This is a genomic window from Vibrio ichthyoenteri ATCC 700023 (genome assembly GCF_000222605.1).
GTDB lineage: Bacteria > Pseudomonadota > Gammaproteobacteria > Enterobacterales > Vibrionaceae > Vibrio > Vibrio ichthyoenteri.
Map to the genome: position 1 here is coordinate 18433 of NZ_AFWF01000218.1, position 16873 is coordinate 35305.

A 16873-nucleotide genomic window follows, 5' to 3' on the forward strand; every position below is an offset into this window, starting at 1 on the left:
CCCGTTATTGCTGGATTTGGGTCACAAAAAAAGCCAGCTTGATGCTGGCTTGTGCGGGATTTAACGTGCTTGTTAAGTTGTGCAAATTAATGCACAGTCTTGTCACCACTTTGTGCGTCGATGAACAGTTCTTCTACTTCAGATTCATTGAATGAATATGTTGTGCCACAGTAATCACAATGTAAAGATACTGAACCTTCCTCTGCCAAAATGTCATTAATTTCAGTACGATCAACGGTAATAATTGCCGCGCCGCTGCGTTCACGTGAGCAACCACAGTGGAATACCACTGGTTGAGGTTCAAATAGGCGAACTTTATCTTGGTTGTATAGGCGGTAAAGTAACTCTTGTGCTTCTAGGCCAAATAGCTCTTCATCTTTTACCGTGTTGGTTAGCTGCTCTAGGTGTTCAAAGTCTTCTGCTGAACCCGTGCCATCAGGCATGATTTGAATCAGCATGCCAGCTGCGTGTGCTTTGCCGTTTAGTTCACCGGTACGGATCCACAGACGAGTTTTTAGCTGCTCTGAGTTCGCAAAGTAGTTTTCAATTACTTGCGTTAAGTTTTCACCTTCTAAGCCAACCACACCTTGGTAGCGTTCGCCTTTTTTCGGTTCAATCGTGATGACTAGGTAACCTTTACCCATCATTTCATGCAAGGTCGCGTTGTCTGCGATCTCGCCGTTCCAACGAGCGACACCACGGATTTTTTGATCGTGGTCGCCATTGATTACGGCAAGAGAAACCGGGCCATCACCTTGTAGTTGGATGGTGATCGAACCTTCAAATTTTAACGTTGCAGTTAAAAGAGTGGTTGATACCAGTAGCTCACCCAGCAGTTTTTTCAGTGCAACAGGGTATTCCTTGCTCGCGATAATTTGTTGGTACGCTTCATCCAATTGCACCATTTCGCCACGTACTGATAGATCTTCAAATAGGTAGCGATTTAAAACGTTGTTTGTGATTACTGTATCAGTCATTAGGACAGTCCGGCTTATTGATGTTTAAACTTAATGATATCGCGGCGCTGCTTTTTATCAGGGCGGCGTTCAGGGCTTGGGTTATGAGCGTTCAATTTGCGTTGACGTGCATATTCTTCACGCTTAGCTACACTATCCGCAGTTTCAGAGTAAAGAGTTTGCGCTTCTGGTGCGCCACGACGTTGGCCTGAAATCTTTTCGATAATGACCGTCTTTTCTTCGTTGGCTTGACGCAAAGTGAGCACCGCACCAAGCTCTACATTCTTACTTGGTTTGCTGCGTTGTCCATTATAGTGAACTTTGCCACCATCGACCATATCTCGTGCGATGGAACGCGTTTTGTAAAAGCGCGCAGCCCAAAGCCATTTATCTAATCTTATCGTGTCTGTTGGGGAACTCATGGCACTCATTACCCTCTAACTAGGTGAACTATCGCCCTAACAATGGTGATGTTGTGCCCACTTTTCAAGGTAATGTGTAAAAATAGAGCTTAAAGGGATTGCGACAGAGCTTTTTTTATATAGAGCCACAATATAGTTTGTTAGAATTAAAGTTCGTGGGTTATATACATATTTTTGTTCGTTTTTATATCGCCACTCACTGTCGATATGGACCAATAATCATCAAGGAAATGCAGTGAAGCCGTTCAGCTTTAGTTCCCCCTCTTTGCAAAAGTTAATAACCAATCAAGCGATTTTAAGCACGTGGGTGACGGTCATTCTTTTGCTATCGGCTGCTTGGGTTGCCGGGAAATTAATCTGGTTTCCTTATCAACAAGTCGATATCGTTTCATGGCAGCCATCAGCGTCCACTATCGCTGCGGGCACTCAGCAAGATCGCCTTGATTTATCAACACTACAAAATAGCCATCTGTTTGGTCGCTACCAAGCGGATGTTGTGGCACCAGTAGCAAAACCTAAGCTAGAAGATGCACCTAAGAGCCGCCTGAACGTGGTATTAGTGGGAGTCGTAACCAGTAGCGAATCCAACAAAAGTTTGGCGGTGGTTGCTAAAAGTGGCAAACAAGCCACTTATGGCGTTAATGAAGTGATTGCGGGCACGCAAGCCAAGCTGATCCAAGTACAGTCTGATCGCATTATTGTCGATAACTCTGGTCGTAATGAGACAGTGATGTTGGAAGGGATTAAATATTCAAAACCGACCCAGCAACAAGCAAAGTCAGCGCCAGCCACTAGCTTAAACACCAAAGAAAAGCTGGAGCAGATCCGCACGGACATCACGACCGATCCGAAACAAATTTTCCAATACGTTCGCATGTCGCAAATGAAACAAGATGGCGAGGTGGTGGGCTACCGTTTAAGTGCCGGTAAGAGCCGCGAGTTGTTCGACGCGGTTGGGCTGAAGAATGGCGATGTGGCGACCCATTTAAATGGACAAGATTTACGTAATGCAGCCGCGATGGGTGAGATATTCAACCGTTTGTCGGAGTTAACCGAATTAAATTTAACGGTAGAACGTAATGGGCAACCATATGATATCTACATTGAATTATAAAACGCGCAGACAACATTATCCTTTAGGAGTATCAAGTGAAGCATTGGCTTAAGAAAAGCGCATGGCTATTAGCCGCAACATTAGTGGTTTCTCCAGTAGCGATGGCCAGCGAATATAGCGCCAGCTTTAAGGGCACCGACATTCAAGAGTTTATTAATATTGTTGGTCGAAACTTAGAAAAAACCATCATTGTTGATCCGTCTGTGCGTGGAAAAATTGATGTCCGTAGCTATGACACCTTGAGTGAAGAGCAGTACTACAGCTTCTTCCTTAATGTTCTAGAAGTGTACGGTTATGCTGTGATCGAAATGGATAATGGCATTCTTAAAGTGATCAAATCGAAAGATGCCAAAACATCGGCGATCCCAGTCGTGGGTGATGGCGATGTGAAAGGCGACGAAGTGGTGACTCGCGTCGTCACGGTACGTAACGTTTCGGTACGTGAACTTTCACCGCTGTTGCGTCAGTTGAACGATAACGCTGGGGCGGGTAACGTGGTGCACTACGATCCTGCTAACATCATTTTGATTACTGGTCGCGCTGCAGTCGTAAACCGTTTAGCTGACATCATTAAACGTGTTGACCAAGCCGGCGATAAAGAAATTGAAGTGGTGGATCTGAAAAATGCATCAGCAGCCGAGATGGTACGAATTGTTGATGCGCTGAACAAAAGCAGCGACAGTAAAAACACTCCGGGATTCTTACAACCTAAGCTGGTGGCCGATGATCGTACCAACTCAGTGCTGATTTCGGGTGACCCACAGGTACGTAAGCGTCTGCGTAAACTGATCCAGCAACTCGATGTTGAGATGGCGAGCCGTGGTAATAACCAAGTGGTTTACCTTAAATACGCCAAAGCAGAAGATCTCGTCGATGTGTTGAAAGGCGTTTCCGACAACCTACAAGCTGAAAAATCGTCAGGCTCTAAAGGTTCTAACTCAAATTCAACCGAAGTAATGATTGCCGCGCACGCGTCAACCAATGCCTTGGTGATCACCGCGCCACCATCAATCATGACCGCGCTACAGAATGTGATTGCCCAGCTTGATATCCGTCGCGCGCAAGTATTGATTGAAGCCTTGATTGTTGAAATGGCGGAAGGTGACGGCATCAATCTTGGTGTGCAATGGGGCTCATTAGAAAGTGGAGCTGTAATTCAATATGGCAACACGGGCGCACCGATTGGCCAAGTGATGGTCGGTTTGGAAGAAGCGAAAGATACTACTGAGAAAAAACCAATTCGCGATAGCGATACTGGCGCAATTAAGTATTACGAAGAAACCACGGAAAAAGGTGATTACAGCACACTCGCATCGGCTCTGGCGGGCGTTAACGGCGCTGCTGTGAGCATCATGATGGGGGACTGGACAGCACTGATCAGCGCTGTATCGACTGACTCGAATTCTAATATTCTGTCTTCGCCAAGTATTACCGTGATGGATAACGGCGAAGCGTCATTCATTGTTGGTGAAGAAGTGCCGGTACTCACTGGTTCAACGGCGGGTTCCAATAATGACAACCCATTCCAAACCGTTGATCGTAAAGAAGTGGGCATTAAGCTGAAAGTAGTACCTCAAATCAACGAAGGTAACTCAGTACAACTGAATATTGAGCAAGAAGTGTCAAATGTCTTGGGTGCCAATGGTGCCGTCGATGTGCGTTTTGCCAAGCGTCAGTTGAATACCTCGGTGATTGTTGAAGATGGTCAGATGATTGTCTTGGGCGGTTTGATTGATGAACGCGCGATGGAAAGTGAATCGAAAGTTCCACTACTGGGTGATATTCCAGTATTGGGTCACTTGTTCAAATCAACCAGCACGCAGGTAGAGAAGAAGAATCTGATGGTGTTTATTAAACCAACCATCATTCGCGATGGTGTGACAGCCGATGGCATCACACAGCGCAAATATAACTTTATTCGTGCTGAGCAACTGTTTAAATCGGAACAAGGTTTGAAGTTGATGGATGATAGCCACATTCCGGTTCTGCCTGAATTTGGTCACGATCGTCAACATCCCGCTGAAATACAAGCCTTTATTGATCAAATGGAAAGCGTGCAATGATTGAACTAGATGCGGTGCATCTGCATCGCCGCCTACCGTTTGGTTTTGCTAAGCGCTTCAACTTGGTGTTGGAGCAAGAGCCTGCGGGTTTAACATTATTTTATGTTGAGCCGTTGTCGATTGAAGCGCTGTTAGAAGTTAAACGCACCACTTCAGTCAATTTTGTTGTGCAGGCGGTGAGCAAAGAAAGTTTTGAGAAAAAACTGACCAGCGCCTATCAGCGAGATTCCTCAGAAGCGCGTCAGTTGATGGAAGACATTGGCGCCGATAGCGACGATTTTTTCTCGCTAGCGGAAGATCTGCCGCACGATGAAGATTTGTTAGAGTCAGAAGATGATGCGCCGATCATCAAACTGATCAACGCGATGTTAGGTGAAGCGATCAAAGAAGGCGCCTCGGATATTCATATCGAAACGTTCGAGAAGAGCTTATCGATTCGTTTCCGCGTTGATGGTGTATTGCGTGATGTGTTGTCACCAAGTCGTAAGCTGGCGCCATTGCTTGTCTCGCGTGTCAAGGTTATGGCTAAGCTGGATATTGCTGAAAAGCGTGTACCACAAGATGGTCGTATTTCTTTGCGTATCGGTGGCCGAGCAGTGGATGTACGTGTGTCGACCATGCCATCGTCACACGGTGAGCGTGTGGTAATGCGTTTATTAGATAAAAACGCCACTCGCCTTGATTTGCATAGTCTTGGAATGGAAGCGAAAACTCATCAACAGTTCCAAGCGATGATTGCGCGACCACACGGAATTATTTTGGTGACGGGCCCAACCGGCTCTGGTAAATCGACTACCTTGTATGCCGGCTTGCAAGAGATCAACAGCAACGAGCGCAACATCCTGACGGTTGAAGATCCGATCGAATTCGACATCGATGGCATTGGTCAAACACAAGTAAATCCGAAAGTGGATATGACCTTTGCTCGTGGTCTGCGTGCGATTTTGCGTCAAGACCCAGATGTGGTGATGGTCGGTGAGATTCGTGATTTAGAAACCGCACAAATCGCGGTACAAGCTTCATTGACTGGTCACTTAGTGATGTCGACTCTGCACACCAATACCGCGGTGGGTGCGATTACGCGTCTGCGCGATATGGGCATCGAACCATTTTTGATCTCATCGTCTTTGCTCGGTGTTTTAGCGCAACGTCTGGTACGTACACTGTGCCCGAGTTGTAAGCAAAGCTACCAAGCAGATGCGGCGCAAAAAGCGTTGTTTGATGTCAGTGAGCATGAGTCTTTAACGCTTTATAAACCCGCTGGTTGTGAGAAGTGTAACCACAAAGGCTATCGCGGCCGAACTGGTATTTATGAGCTATTGGTGGTGAATGAGCAGGTTCAAGAGTTGATTCATAACGAAGCGGGTGAGCAAGCGATGGAAAAATTGGTGCGTCAGCATACCCCATCGATTCGTAGCGACGGCCTAGCTCGAGTTCGCCAAGGCGTAACATCACTTGAAGAAGTGATGCGAGTAACCAAGGAAGGCTAATGGCGGCGTTCGAATATAAAGCGCTTAATGCGAAAGGCAAACATCAAAAAGGGGTGATGGAGGGTGACAATGCGCGCCAAGTCCGTTCTCGTCTTAAAGAGCAAGGTTTAGTTCCGATTGATGTAGTGGCAACGCGTGCTAAGCTGCAAGCCAACATGCAACAAAATGACGCTCTTACCTTTAAGCGCGGTATTAGCACGCCAGATTTGGCACTGATCACTCGTCAGCTATCTACCTTAGTGCAATCAGGTATGCCGCTGGAAGAGTGTTTGCGCGCAGTGTCTGAGCAAGCAGAAAAACCACGAATTCGTACCATGTTAATGGCGGTTCGCGCCAAGGTGGTTGAAGGGCATACCTTGGCTGATGGCTTGGGTGATTACCCGCACATCTTTGATGAATTGTTCCGTTCGATGGTTGCGGCAGGTGAGAAATCCGGTCACCTTGATGGTGTGCTTGAGCGTCTTGCCGACTACGCTGAAAATCGCCAGAAAATGCGCAGTAAATTGCAGCAAGCACTGATCTATCCAGTGGTTTTGGTGGTGTTTGCGATCGCCATTGTGGCTTTTTTATTGGCGTCAGTGGTGCCTAAAATTGTCGGCCAATTCGTGCAAATGGGGCAAGAATTACCGCTTTCAACGCGCATTTTGATCAGTGCTAGTGAGTTTGTGCAACATTGGTGGATCACCATCGCCATTGTGCTCATTGCTCTGATTTATTTGGTGCGTTACGCCTTATCAAAACCATCAATACGGTTGAGTTGGCATCGCAAAGTGACGGGAATGCCTGTGATTGGCAAAATCTCCCGCGGCTTAAATACCGCGCGTTTTGCCCGTACTTTGTCAATTTGTACTTCGAGCGCGATTCCGATTTTGGACGGGATGAATGTCGCGGTTGATGTGATGTCGAATCAGTACGTAAAACAACAGGTATTACTGGCTTCTGATCGCGTGCGCGAAGGGGCGAGCCTGCGTAAATCTTTGGATCAAACCAAACTCTTTCCACCGATGATGCTGCATATGATTGCGTCTGGCGAACAAAGTGGCCAATTGGAAAACATGCTGACACGAGCGGCGGATAACCAAGATGCTAACTTTGAATCGATGGTGAATATTTCGTTGGGGATCTTTACCCCATTAATGATTGCTGTATTGGCGGGATTGGTGCTGTTTATTGTAATGGCCACTATGATGCCTATTTTGGAAATGAATAACTTAATGAGCGGCAAATAAAGCTGATCGAGAAGTGACCTCTTTGGAGACAATAATGAAAAAACAACACAATAAAAAACAGTCAGGTTTCACTCTATTAGAGCTGATGGTCGTGGTGGTTATTTTGAGTATTTTGGCTAGTGTAGTTGCGCCAAACTTGCTTGGTAGCAAAGACACCGCCGCGCAGAAAAAAGCCACGGTCGATATTAAGGCGTTGGAAACGGCGCTTGATACCTACAAGCTAAACCATAATGTTTACCCAACGACTGACCAAGGTCTGGAGGCGCTCGTCACTGAGCCTAGCAACCCAACGCCACGTAACTACCCGCAAGATGGTTACATTAAGCGTCTGCCACAAGACCCATGGGGTAATGATTACCAATATCTAAGCCCTGGTGATAACGGCAACATTGATATCTTCACTCTAGGAGCGGATGGTCAAGAAGGTGGTGATGGTGTTAATTCCGATGTGGGTAACTGGAATCTACAAGATTTCCAATAACCCCCTCATCGATGAGTTTGGCGGCGTAAGCCGCCATTTCTCTCTTCATTGCATCGTTTTTAATGGTTATTGGGTTGTATTAAGTAGTGCTGAGCATGTCGAAAAGTAAAGGCTTTACCCTTATTGAAGTACTACTAGTGGTCGCTTTGATTGCTATTATGGCTTCAACCGTGGTGTTCTCTTTACCTGATAACAGTCGTGATGAAGCTGAGCAACAAGCCAAATCACTTTGGTTACGCCTGCAACTATTGAATGAAGAGGCAATGCTTAGTGGCCGTGATTACGGGCTGAGACTTGATCAGGAAAACAACCGCTATTTTTTACAGCAACTCGCAACGGAAGGTTGGCAGCCATTGCAACTTGATCGTCTGCCTCACGAAACGGAATTAATCGATTCGCTCAAGTTTGAATTTAGCTTAGGCGGTTCGGCTTGGCAGGATCAAGAACGCCTGTTTAATCCGACATCGCTGTTTGATGAGCAAATGTTTGCCGATGTTGAAGAGAAAAAAGAGCTGCCGGTACCACAAGTGTTTGTGATGTCGAGTGGTGAAGTGACGCCATTTTCTATTGCCATTTATCCAAGTGGCTCTGAACTAGAGCAGACTGCATGGCAGGTAGTGGCAAAAGAAAATGGTCAAATCATCTTGTTGCAACCGGGAGAGCAGGAGGAGTCAGCTGATGAACGATAATCGTATCCATCATAAGCGAGTCGTCAGCAAGCCTCGCGGTTTTACTCTGCTTGAAGTTTTGGTCGCTTTAGCGATCTTTGCAATGTCGGCGATGGCTTTAGTCCGTTCGGTTGGACAGCACATCAACACCTTGAGTTTTATGGAAGAAAAAGCCTTTGCCGCCATGGTTGTTGATAACCAAATGGCCAAAGTGATGCTCAATCCTGATGGGTTAAAAAAGCAGAATGGCCAAGATAAACTCGCAGACAGAACATGGTATTGGAGCGTATCTCCGGTCTCCACTCAAGATAGTCTAATTCGAGCCTTTGATGTTTCAGTGGCGAGCTCGCAGAAAGGAACGCCGATTTTGACGGTGAGAAGTTATGTCGCGAAGTAATCTATTGAAAAACCAGCGCAAAAAAATCGCTGCTTTTACTTTGATTGAAGTGCTGGTGGCGATGTCGATTTTTGCTTTTCTTGCCGTTGGTGCTCAGCAGGTTTTGAATCAAATTTATCGTAGTAATGCGATCTCGCAAGAGCGTAGTGACCGTTTAAAAACCTTGCAGCGTACGCTGGTTTTTATGGATAACGATTTTCGCCAAATGGCGTTACGTCAAATGCGCACCAATGGCGAAGAACCGAATACCAAGTTGGTAGAGTGGGGCGATTACTTACTCGACTCCGATGGCAAAGGCGTGATGCTTCCCCGTTCTGGCTGGCACAATCCAGCGCAGCAATTTCCACGTGGTGAAGTGACTAAGGTGGGATATCGGCTGAAAGACAATCAATTACAGCGCGTTTGGTGGCGCTATGTTGATACACCAACGGCTCAAGAAGGCATGGTGATGCCCTTGATTGACCAAGTGGAAACGTTTGATATGCGTTTCTTTGATGGTAAGCAATGGCTCAAGCAATGGGATAAAACCATGGTGCTGCCAAAAGCGGTGCAAGTGTCACTGACCTTTAGTGACTATGGTGACATTGAGCGTATTTATTTGACCGGTGGTGGCTCGATTGCAGTAGAGGGACGCGATGAAGAATAATCAACGTGGCGTCGCTTTGTTGGTGGTCTTACTGATTTTAGCTTTGATGACTGCCGTCGCGGCAACGATGTCAGAGCGTTTGTTTGGCCAATTTAAGCGCTCGTCTAATCAGCTAAATTATCAGCAAGCATACTGGTATAGCATTGGTGCGGAAGCGTTAGCTATTGAAGCTATCGAGCAAAGTTATAAAGACAGCGATACCATTAATCTCTCTCAACCATGGGCCTTGGAAGAACAACAATTTCCGCTAGATTATGGCAGTCTGACGGGAAAACTCTTGGATCGCCAAGCTTGTTTCAATATCAATGCCTTCGTAAACCTAGAGAACAGTAGTAGTTCAGATACGGCACCGTACTTAGTCACGGTACTGCAAGATCTCTTGAATGAACTGGAGGTCGATAGCCATGTTGCCGAAGTGGTGGCGCACTCTAGTTGGGAGTTTATCGATACCAATAATAGCGTTAACTCAGTGACTGGCGTGGAAGATAGTCATTATGAATCGATGGCTCCGGCATATATGACCGCCAATGGCGTCTTAGCTGAAACGAGCGAATTACGCGCGGTCAATTTGGTTTCTGGTGAGGTGATGAACAAGCTGCAACCGTATGTTTGTGCTCTACCGACGGCTGAGTTTCGTTTGAATGTTAATACATTGCCTGCTGAGCAAGCTCCGTTATTGGTCGCGATGTTCGGTAAGCAACTGAGTGAGAGTGATGCACAAAGTGTGTTAGAAAATCGTCCCTTTGATGGTTGGAGCGATATTGATCAATTTCTTGCTGAGTCACAACTAGCATCACTCAGTGATGAAGTGAAAAAACGCGCGAAAGCTCACCTTGGTGTCGATAGCGCTTATTTTGAATTGGATGCACGGATAATCGTGGGTGAGTCGCAAGTACGCATTCGCAGTTTATTAACCAGTGCTAATAGAGAAACCGCAACGGTGATAAGCCGTCGCTTTGGAGGAATCGGTGAGCGAGTACCTAATCGTTCGACTGAGCAATAATCGCCACGCTGAAACACCGTGGCTGGTTTGGTCTGAAAGCCAACAAGAAGTGATCGCCAGTGGTGAATTGACCGCCGATCAAACGGTGGATGAGATCGCCAGCTATGCTCAAGCACGTCAAACGATCGTGTTATTAAACAGCGCTGATGTGTTATTGAAGCTGGTGAATATTCCTGCGGGCGGAGCTCGTCAATTTGAATCTATGCTGCCTTATTTGGTGGAAGATGACGTGGCACAAGATGTTGATGGCATGCACTTTACCATTTTGGCCAAACAAGGTCAGATTGCCCATGTGGCTGGTGTGGATCGTGAGTGGCTAGGCCAAGCATTAGAGACGCTACAAGTGGCGGGTTTTAACGTCACCAAAGTATTACCAGACGCGTTGGCTTTGCCCGATGTTGAAGGCATTTCAGCGGTAGAGCTAGCAGGCCAATGGTTACTGAAAAAGCAGCCATACCAAGCATTGACCATTGAATCGGATTGGTTGCCAATGGTAGCGCGATCGGAATGGGTGAAAGAAGGCGATACGTGGTTACCGCTGCAAGCTTATTCACCATTGCCTGAGTTGGACCTAGCGCCGGAGCAACAGTGGCAACAAGGTGAAGCCCAATTGGTTATGCAGCTGATTGGTCGCCAAGCGATTTTTACACCAATCAATTTGCTCACCGGCCGCTTTAAGCCAAAGTCTGGCGCAGTACGCTATCTGAAAATATGGCGTAAAGCGGCGATTGCTGCTGGGGTTTTTATGGCGGTTTTAGTTGCGCAGAATGTGCTGCAAACCTATCAAGCAGAGCAGCAAGCGGCGAAGTACCGTGCTGAAAGTGAACGTATTTTCCGTACCGTGTTGGCTGGGAAAAATAAAATTCCAACCGTGAGCTATTTGAAGCGCGAATTGGATAATGAATTTAAGCGTCTTTCTGGCGGTCGCAGTGATGAAACATTATTAGTGTGGATGGCTAAATTGCCGACAGCGCTCAAATCGGTGCCTGATTTCAATTTAACGGGCTTGAAGTTCGATCGCCAGCGCGGTGAAATTCAGCTTGAAGCGATGAGCCAAGATTTCCAAGCTTTTGAACAAGCTCGAGTGAAGTTAGAACAACAATTTTCCGTACAGCAAGGCCAATTGAGTAAGAGTGGTCAATTGGTTACGGGTAATCTGATTTTGAAAGCGCAATGAGGACTAACATGAATAAATTATTAGCCTCGTGGCAAGTTTGGTGGTTGCGTATTACCCCACGTGAACAACGTTTAGTGATGGTAGGCGCTGTTGCTCTTATCATCGGTGTGTTGTTTTGGGGCATCTATCAGCCGATGGCACAGCGAGCCGAATTGGCGCAAAACCAATTACGCAATGAGAAGCAACTGTTGAGCTGGGTGGAAAACAAGGCCGATGAGATTGCAGCTTTGCGCGCGAGTGGTGCGAAAGCATTGTCGCCACTGCCGTTTAACCAAGCGGTTTCCTCTTCTGCTCGCCGTTTTAATATTGAGCTGGTGCGGGTGCAACCTCGTGGTGAGGCAATGCAAGTTTGGGTGCAGCCATTACCCTTTAATCAATTACTGAGTTGGTTAGAGTACCTACAACAGAATCATGGTGTTGAAGCGCAATTTCTTGATCTTGATAAAAATGATCGGGTTGGTGTCGTGGATATCCAACGCCTGCAATTAAGTAAAGGATAACGGCCAGTGAAACGGAAAATCGCTTTGGGTGCACTATTACTGCTTACGTTTATCATCAGTGCCGTTGTCCACCTGCCAATTCAAGTGGTATTGGCCTATGTGCCATTACCAGTACAATTGAAAATCAGTCAAGCCAGTGGCACGTTATGGCAAGGCCAAGCACAACAAGTTAATTGGCAACGCTACAATCTTGGTCAGGTCTCTTGGCAATTAGTACCCAGTGCTTTGCTGAGTGGCAACGCGGAGGCGAAGGTGCGTTTTGGTCGTGGTAGCCAATGGCAACTGCAAGGGCGCGGTGTGATTGGCTATGGCTTGAAAGGCGCTTATGCCGAGAATTTGCTCGCTGCTATGCCAGTTACCGAAGCACTAAAGTTGGCACCTGCGTTACCGATTCCCTTGACGCTAGAGGGCCAATTAGAGCTGAACGTGAAGCAGCTTAACTATGCTGCGCCATATTGTGCGCAAGGTACGGGTAGCTTGGTGTGGAACACTGATGTGGTCGGTACACCATTAGCTGATGTACAGCTTGGCCCTGTGATTGCAGAATTAAGCTGTCAAGATAACCAGATTAGCGTCAAAGGCACGCAGCAAAGCGCACAAGTGCGTAGCGAATTTTCCGCTGAGTTAATGTCGGATCAACGTTTTAGTGCCAAAGCATGGTTTATCCCACAAGCAGCAATGCCTAGCGCGCTAGCGGATCAACTGCAATGGTTACCGAAGCCTGATGCGCAAGGTCGTTATCAGTTCAGTCGTCAGGGGCGCTTATAGCGGATTTGTTACGATTAAAAAAACATCAAACCCCAGCAATGCTGGGGTTTGTTTTATCTGCTGCAAGCTAAGCGATTAACTAACGAGTCGGAAAGCTGACCTGCACTTTTAAGCCACCTTCACTGCGATTGTTGACCACCACTGAACCATGGTGTTGGCTGACAATACGTTTAACGATGGCGAGGCCAAGCCCTGTTCCTTCGCTACCACGCGCGGTATCACCTCGAGTGAAAGGTTCAAATAATTTGGCCACTTGGTCTTTGGCAATCCCCGGGCCATTATCTTCAATACACACCCAGCACAGTTTGTTATCAGCCGTCATACCAGTGGAGATCTTCACCCAGCCATTACCGTAACGCACCGCGTTGACCACAAGGTTGCTTACTGCGCGCTTAATGGCGATAGGGCTACCAAAGGCCGGCTTTAGATTACTGAGCGCAGTTTCAATCTCGATATGATGACGATTGCCTTCTGAGTTCGCTAAGTCTTGCGAGATATCATTGAGGTCGACTTCGATGAATGACTCGCGATTGACGGGTTTAAGGTAATCCATGAACTGGCTAATGATCTCATTGCACTCTTCGGTATCACTGATGATGCCTTCGGCAAGGTAGCTATCCTCAGGTGACATCATCTCCGTGGCAAGGCGAATGCGTGTCAATGGCGTACGCAGATCGTGGCTGATACCGGCCATCAGAAGCGCGCGATCTTCTTCCAGAGCCTGAATACCTTTCGACATCTGGTTAAATGCACGAGTAACGGAGCGAATTTCAGAAGTGCCTTTTTCCGCCAGTGGTGGTGGGATCTCTCCACGGCCAACCCCTTTTGCCGCGCGTTCAAGTGCCAGTAACGGTCGATTTTGCAAACGGATAAACAACCAACCGCCAGCAATAATCAACAGTGCCATGACTAAGCTATTGCGAAACAGCGGCGCAAAATCTTCTTCTTGCAGTTCCGACAATGGAATGCGAATCAATGAATCGGGTAGTGATTCAAGACTCATCCACAGCACGTAGCTTTCTTCACCTTGCGCCATTCGCACGTCAGCTTGAGTGCCAAGAGTTTGCGTCATCTCTTCACTCATCAAATCAATGCTGATGGCGTGACGAAATTCATCGGCCAGATCACTGTCTTTGGCGTGAATGGTCACGCCGAGTTGTTCGAGAATTTGGCGGCGTAGCGGTGCATCCATCACGAGGCCATTTTCTAAATCGTCAGAATTATCCAACATCAAGTTGATTTCATAGCTGAGGATTTTATTAAACTGCTGTAAGCTCGGCAGCAACGCATAGTTGAATACCGCGTAATACGAGTAGACTTGGCTAGCAATCAGTAGCGTGATGAACAAAACCAGTGATTGAGTAAAGGAGCTGCGAATACGCATAGTCAGAACCTATTGATCGATAGGGTTTGATTGCAATCTGTAGCGTCAGATCGCGATAAAACGCAAAGATGAGCGCGATAAAAAGTGCGAGCCTAAAGCTCGCACCGATTTGAATTTATGTTGGTTTAGGCTTCTTTGCCATCAGGGACAAATACATAGCCTAAGCCCCACACGGTTTGAATATAGCGTGGTTTGCTTGGGTCCACTTCCAGCATACGACGCAGACGCGAGATCTGCACGTCGATGGAGCGTTCCATCGCTGAATATTCACGACCGCGAGCCATGTTCATTAGTTTATCGCGAGAAAGTGGTTCGCGCGCATTGGTTACCAGTGCTTTGAGGACCGCAAATTCACCCGATGTCAGAGGCATTGCTTCTTCACCGCGGTACATCTCACGCGTACCAAGGTTTAAGCGGAACTCACCAAATTCAACAATGGATTCTTCAGAGCTTGGCGCGCCCGGCAGTTCAATGGTTTGACGACGCAACACCGCTTTAATACGCGCGAGTAGCTCACGCGGGTTAAACGGTTTTGGCAGGTAATCATCGGCGCCCACTTCTAAGCCAACGATGCGATCAATTTCATCGCCTTTTGCGGTTAGCATAAGAATAGGCAGTTCGTTGTTAGCATTACGTAGACGACGACAAATCGACAGGCCATCTTCACCCGGTAGCATTAAATCAAGCACCATTAGGTGGAAATTTTCACGCGTCAGTAGGCGATCCATTTGTTCGCCGTTGGCGACGCTACGTACCTGAAAACCTTGCTCAGATAGGTAGCGCTCCAATAGCGCACGTAAACGGGCATCATCATCTACTACCAGTATTTTATGAATTTCTTGCATTGAAACACCTTAATCAAAAGCAAAGCATATAGACAAAAATGTATCACTGTTTGCCAAAGCGTGCTTGCCCAAATTGTTACAATTTTAGCGTCGGCTTGCTTTTTGCTGAGTCAGTTCACGGTGGAGTAAACTCTGCGGTGAGATTTTGTTGGTTTATTCTTCATGCTTTCTCGTTAAGGTAGTGAAATAAGAGTGGTTTTACTTCGTTGGTTTATATTGTTCAGCGCGATTTATCGCTGAATTTGAACCTCAACAACACGCTAGCTATTGCCAGTGATAAAAAAACAGCGACAATCAACAGATACTAATCGTGATGGATAACAATCGTGAGAACTAACCTGATCACCCGTGAAGGCTACAATCGCCTTAAAAAAGAGCTCGACTACCTCTGGCGTGAAGATCGTCCTGAAGTGACTAAAAAAGTGACTTGGGCGGCGAGCTTAGGCGATCGCAGCGAAAACGCAGACTTGTGAATAGTGGTATTAAAATCATACTAATTGCTTTAAGTTACTGTAATATAAGTGACTTAAATTGGTGTGGATACTAATCTAATGTACTATTCCATGTGAATGGTTAAACTTTAATAGTGTTGATTTTACTTTGAAACTTATCTACAAATAGTTTTTCTGCGAAACCCATGATAAACCCCGCCGACAGGGCTGAATAGTTATCATTTACAATTGAGTTTGAGCTAAATTCTCCGAGTTGGATACTAAGTAGTCCAGACTTCATAAGAATTGCCATTACAATGGCAAATGTCATGACGAAAATAATTCTAGAGTGCACACCTTTATGGTCACTAAGGATTGGAAGTATTTGGTCAAACTCCACACTTCTTGTTCTAACGGCTAAAGAAAGCCAGCATCCTATATTTGCTCCAATACCAACAAGAATTAGCTTAATTAAGTACAGAGAATTATTTTCAAAAAAATAGAGCCCCAAAGAGAATAAAAGGAATACAAGAATAGGAATTATTGAAACTTTGATGTACTTAAATAAAAGTGTAGTTCTAATTCTAGGTCCAATTTCATGTACAAGATCTACCTTTATACTCTCTAGCGTATTCTGGGCTAAACTGATCTGCTCTTTTCTACCATTGAAAGCTAAATCTGCAACCATGAATAATCGTTCATAATATCCATCATAAGATGTTTTATCTTCTTTGAAGAGTAGTGCTGATATCTTAATGACACTTTCGATATCATTTTTCAAGGTAACAACGGACTCTGGAAAGTCTTCAACATTGTCGTTGACTTCAAAAAGTATGTCGTTAAATCCATTGTCATTTGGATACCGACGGACTTTAAAATGATAATTATCTTCGATAGACATGGCTTTACCTACCACAAAAACGACACTTTTCAGGGTGTGTTTGCGCTCTAGCTGTGATTGAAAAAGCGATACATCCTGCTTTCAGTTTTTCGTTTATAGCCTGTAATCCAGAACTGATTCTCTTAAGCTCTTCTTTAGATTCATGATCAATTGAATCTGTTGCTGAGATTTTATCTAAACGTTCATATATCTTGGTGATATCTACAATTACTTCTGATTTTTTCATTTATTGAACCTTAATGTGATCCCTAAGAGTGATATCTTCAATTTGCACACCAATTGATTTAAGAGATTGAGTCAACTCATTGTATAGTTCTTGCTTGCTATTTGAGGGGTCTTCAATAGTGATAACCACAGAAAATTTAATGCCTTCATCTGGAAATATAGTACCATCTCTG

Annotated in this window: 18 protein-coding genes and 1 pseudogene; 13 read left to right on the plus strand and 6 right to left on the minus strand. The window is 45.9% G+C overall.

What is annotated here, in order from left to right; genetic code table 11:
* Window positions 1–86: 86 nt before the first annotated feature.
* Window positions 87–962, minus strand: coding sequence for an Hsp33 family molecular chaperone HslO (hslO, locus tag RH85_RS15885; RefSeq protein ID WP_086027081.1), 876 nt, complete (start codon window positions 960–962; stop codon window positions 87–89).
* Between the two features lie 29 nt (window positions 963–991).
* Complete coding sequence (hslR, locus tag RH85_RS15890; RefSeq protein ID WP_006713721.1) at window positions 992–1378, minus strand: ribosome-associated heat shock protein Hsp15; 387 nt, start codon at window positions 1376–1378, stop codon at window positions 992–994.
* 235 nt (window positions 1379–1613) lie between these two features.
* On the opposite strand from hslR, the gene gspC reads away from it, so the two are divergent.
* The 12 genes from gspC to RH85_RS15950 all read left to right on the plus strand — a co-directional run bounded on the left by gspC (window position 1614) and on the right by RH85_RS15950 (window position 12914).
* On the plus strand, window positions 1614–2492 hold the full coding sequence (gspC, locus tag RH85_RS15895) for a type II secretion system protein GspC (RefSeq protein ID WP_006713722.1): 879 nt from the start codon (window positions 1614–1616) through the stop codon (window positions 2490–2492).
* 35 nt (window positions 2493–2527) lie between these two features.
* A complete protein-coding gene (gspD, locus tag RH85_RS15900) occupies window positions 2528–4555 on the plus strand; it encodes a type II secretion system secretin GspD (RefSeq protein WP_006713723.1) in 2028 nt (675 codons plus the stop codon).
* Entirely contained in the window at window positions 4552–6045 is a 1494-nt protein-coding gene (gspE, locus tag RH85_RS15905) for a type II secretion system ATPase GspE (protein ID WP_006713724.1), read from the plus strand. Before gspD ends, gspE begins: the two co-directional genes overlap by 4 nt.
* Window positions 6045–7274 (plus strand): type II secretion system inner membrane protein GspF, encoded by a 1230-nt coding sequence (gene gspF, locus RH85_RS15910; RefSeq protein WP_006713725.1) that lies wholly within the window; start codon window positions 6045–6047, stop codon window positions 7272–7274. Before gspE ends, gspF begins: the two co-directional genes overlap by 1 nt.
* A 34-nt stretch (window positions 7275–7308) precedes the next feature.
* Window positions 7309–7755 (plus strand): type II secretion system major pseudopilin GspG, encoded by a 447-nt coding sequence (gene gspG / locus RH85_RS15915; protein ID WP_006713726.1) that lies wholly within the window; start codon window positions 7309–7311, stop codon window positions 7753–7755.
* A 95-nt stretch (window positions 7756–7850) separates the two neighbouring features.
* Window positions 7851–8444 carry a type II secretion system minor pseudopilin GspH gene (gspH, locus tag RH85_RS15920; protein ID WP_006713727.1) on the plus strand — a complete coding sequence of 198 codons (594 nt, stop codon included), beginning with the start codon at window positions 7851–7853 and terminating at the stop codon, window positions 8442–8444.
* Window positions 8434–8820, plus strand: a complete 387-nt coding sequence (gene gspI, locus RH85_RS15925; RefSeq protein WP_006713728.1) for a type II secretion system minor pseudopilin GspI — start codon at window positions 8434–8436, stop codon at window positions 8818–8820. The genes gspH and gspI overlap by 11 nt, the downstream gene beginning before the upstream one ends.
* Complete coding sequence (gene gspJ / locus RH85_RS15930) at window positions 8807–9466, plus strand: type II secretion system minor pseudopilin GspJ (protein ID WP_006713729.1); 660 nt, start codon at window positions 8807–8809, stop codon at window positions 9464–9466. Before gspI ends, gspJ begins: the two co-directional genes overlap by 14 nt.
* Window positions 9456–10469, plus strand: coding sequence for a type II secretion system minor pseudopilin GspK (gspK, locus tag RH85_RS15935; RefSeq protein ID WP_006713730.1), 1014 nt, complete (start codon window positions 9456–9458; stop codon window positions 10467–10469). The genes gspJ and gspK overlap by 11 nt, the downstream gene beginning before the upstream one ends.
* Window positions 10435–11646, plus strand: a complete 1212-nt coding sequence (gene gspL, locus RH85_RS15940; protein WP_006713731.1) for a type II secretion system protein GspL — start codon at window positions 10435–10437, stop codon at window positions 11644–11646. Before gspK ends, gspL begins: the two co-directional genes overlap by 35 nt.
* A gap of 8 nt (window positions 11647–11654) precedes the next feature.
* Window positions 11655–12146, plus strand: a complete 492-nt coding sequence (locus RH85_RS15945; protein WP_006713732.1) for a type II secretion system protein M — start codon at window positions 11655–11657, stop codon at window positions 12144–12146.
* Between the two features lie 6 nt (window positions 12147–12152).
* Window positions 12153–12914, plus strand: coding sequence for a type II secretion system protein N (locus RH85_RS15950; protein WP_006713733.1), 762 nt, complete (start codon window positions 12153–12155; stop codon window positions 12912–12914).
* Between the two features lie 79 nt (window positions 12915–12993).
* On the opposite strand, the gene envZ is transcribed toward RH85_RS15950, so the two are convergent.
* Both envZ and ompR read right to left on the minus strand, forming a co-directional pair.
* A complete protein-coding gene (gene envZ, locus RH85_RS15955; protein ID WP_006713734.1) occupies window positions 12994–14298 on the minus strand; it encodes a two-component system sensor histidine kinase EnvZ in 1305 nt (434 codons plus the stop codon).
* Window positions 14299–14423: 125 nt separating this feature from the next.
* Window positions 14424–15143 carry an osmolarity response regulator transcription factor OmpR gene (ompR, locus tag RH85_RS15960; RefSeq protein WP_006713735.1) on the minus strand — a complete coding sequence of 240 codons (720 nt, stop codon included), beginning with the start codon at window positions 15141–15143 and terminating at the stop codon, window positions 14424–14426.
* A 326-nt stretch (window positions 15144–15469) separates the two neighbouring features.
* Here ompR and RH85_RS22420 point away from each other — a divergent pair.
* Window positions 15470–15610 (plus strand): annotated as a pseudogene (locus RH85_RS22420) (transcription elongation factor GreB); the annotation flags it as partial.
* Between the two features lie 106 nt (window positions 15611–15716).
* Here the strand turns inward: RH85_RS22420 and RH85_RS15965 are convergent.
* Both RH85_RS15965 and RH85_RS15970 read right to left on the minus strand, forming a co-directional pair.
* On the minus strand, window positions 15717–16475 hold the full coding sequence (locus RH85_RS15965) for a hypothetical protein (RefSeq protein WP_039949174.1): 759 nt from the start codon (window positions 16473–16475) through the stop codon (window positions 15717–15719).
* A 4-nt stretch (window positions 16476–16479) separates the two neighbouring features.
* Window positions 16480–16701: a hypothetical protein gene (locus RH85_RS15970; RefSeq protein ID WP_006713738.1), complete on the minus strand. Its 222-nt coding sequence runs from the start codon at window positions 16699–16701 to the stop codon at window positions 16480–16482.
* Window positions 16702–16873 lie beyond the last annotated feature (172 nt).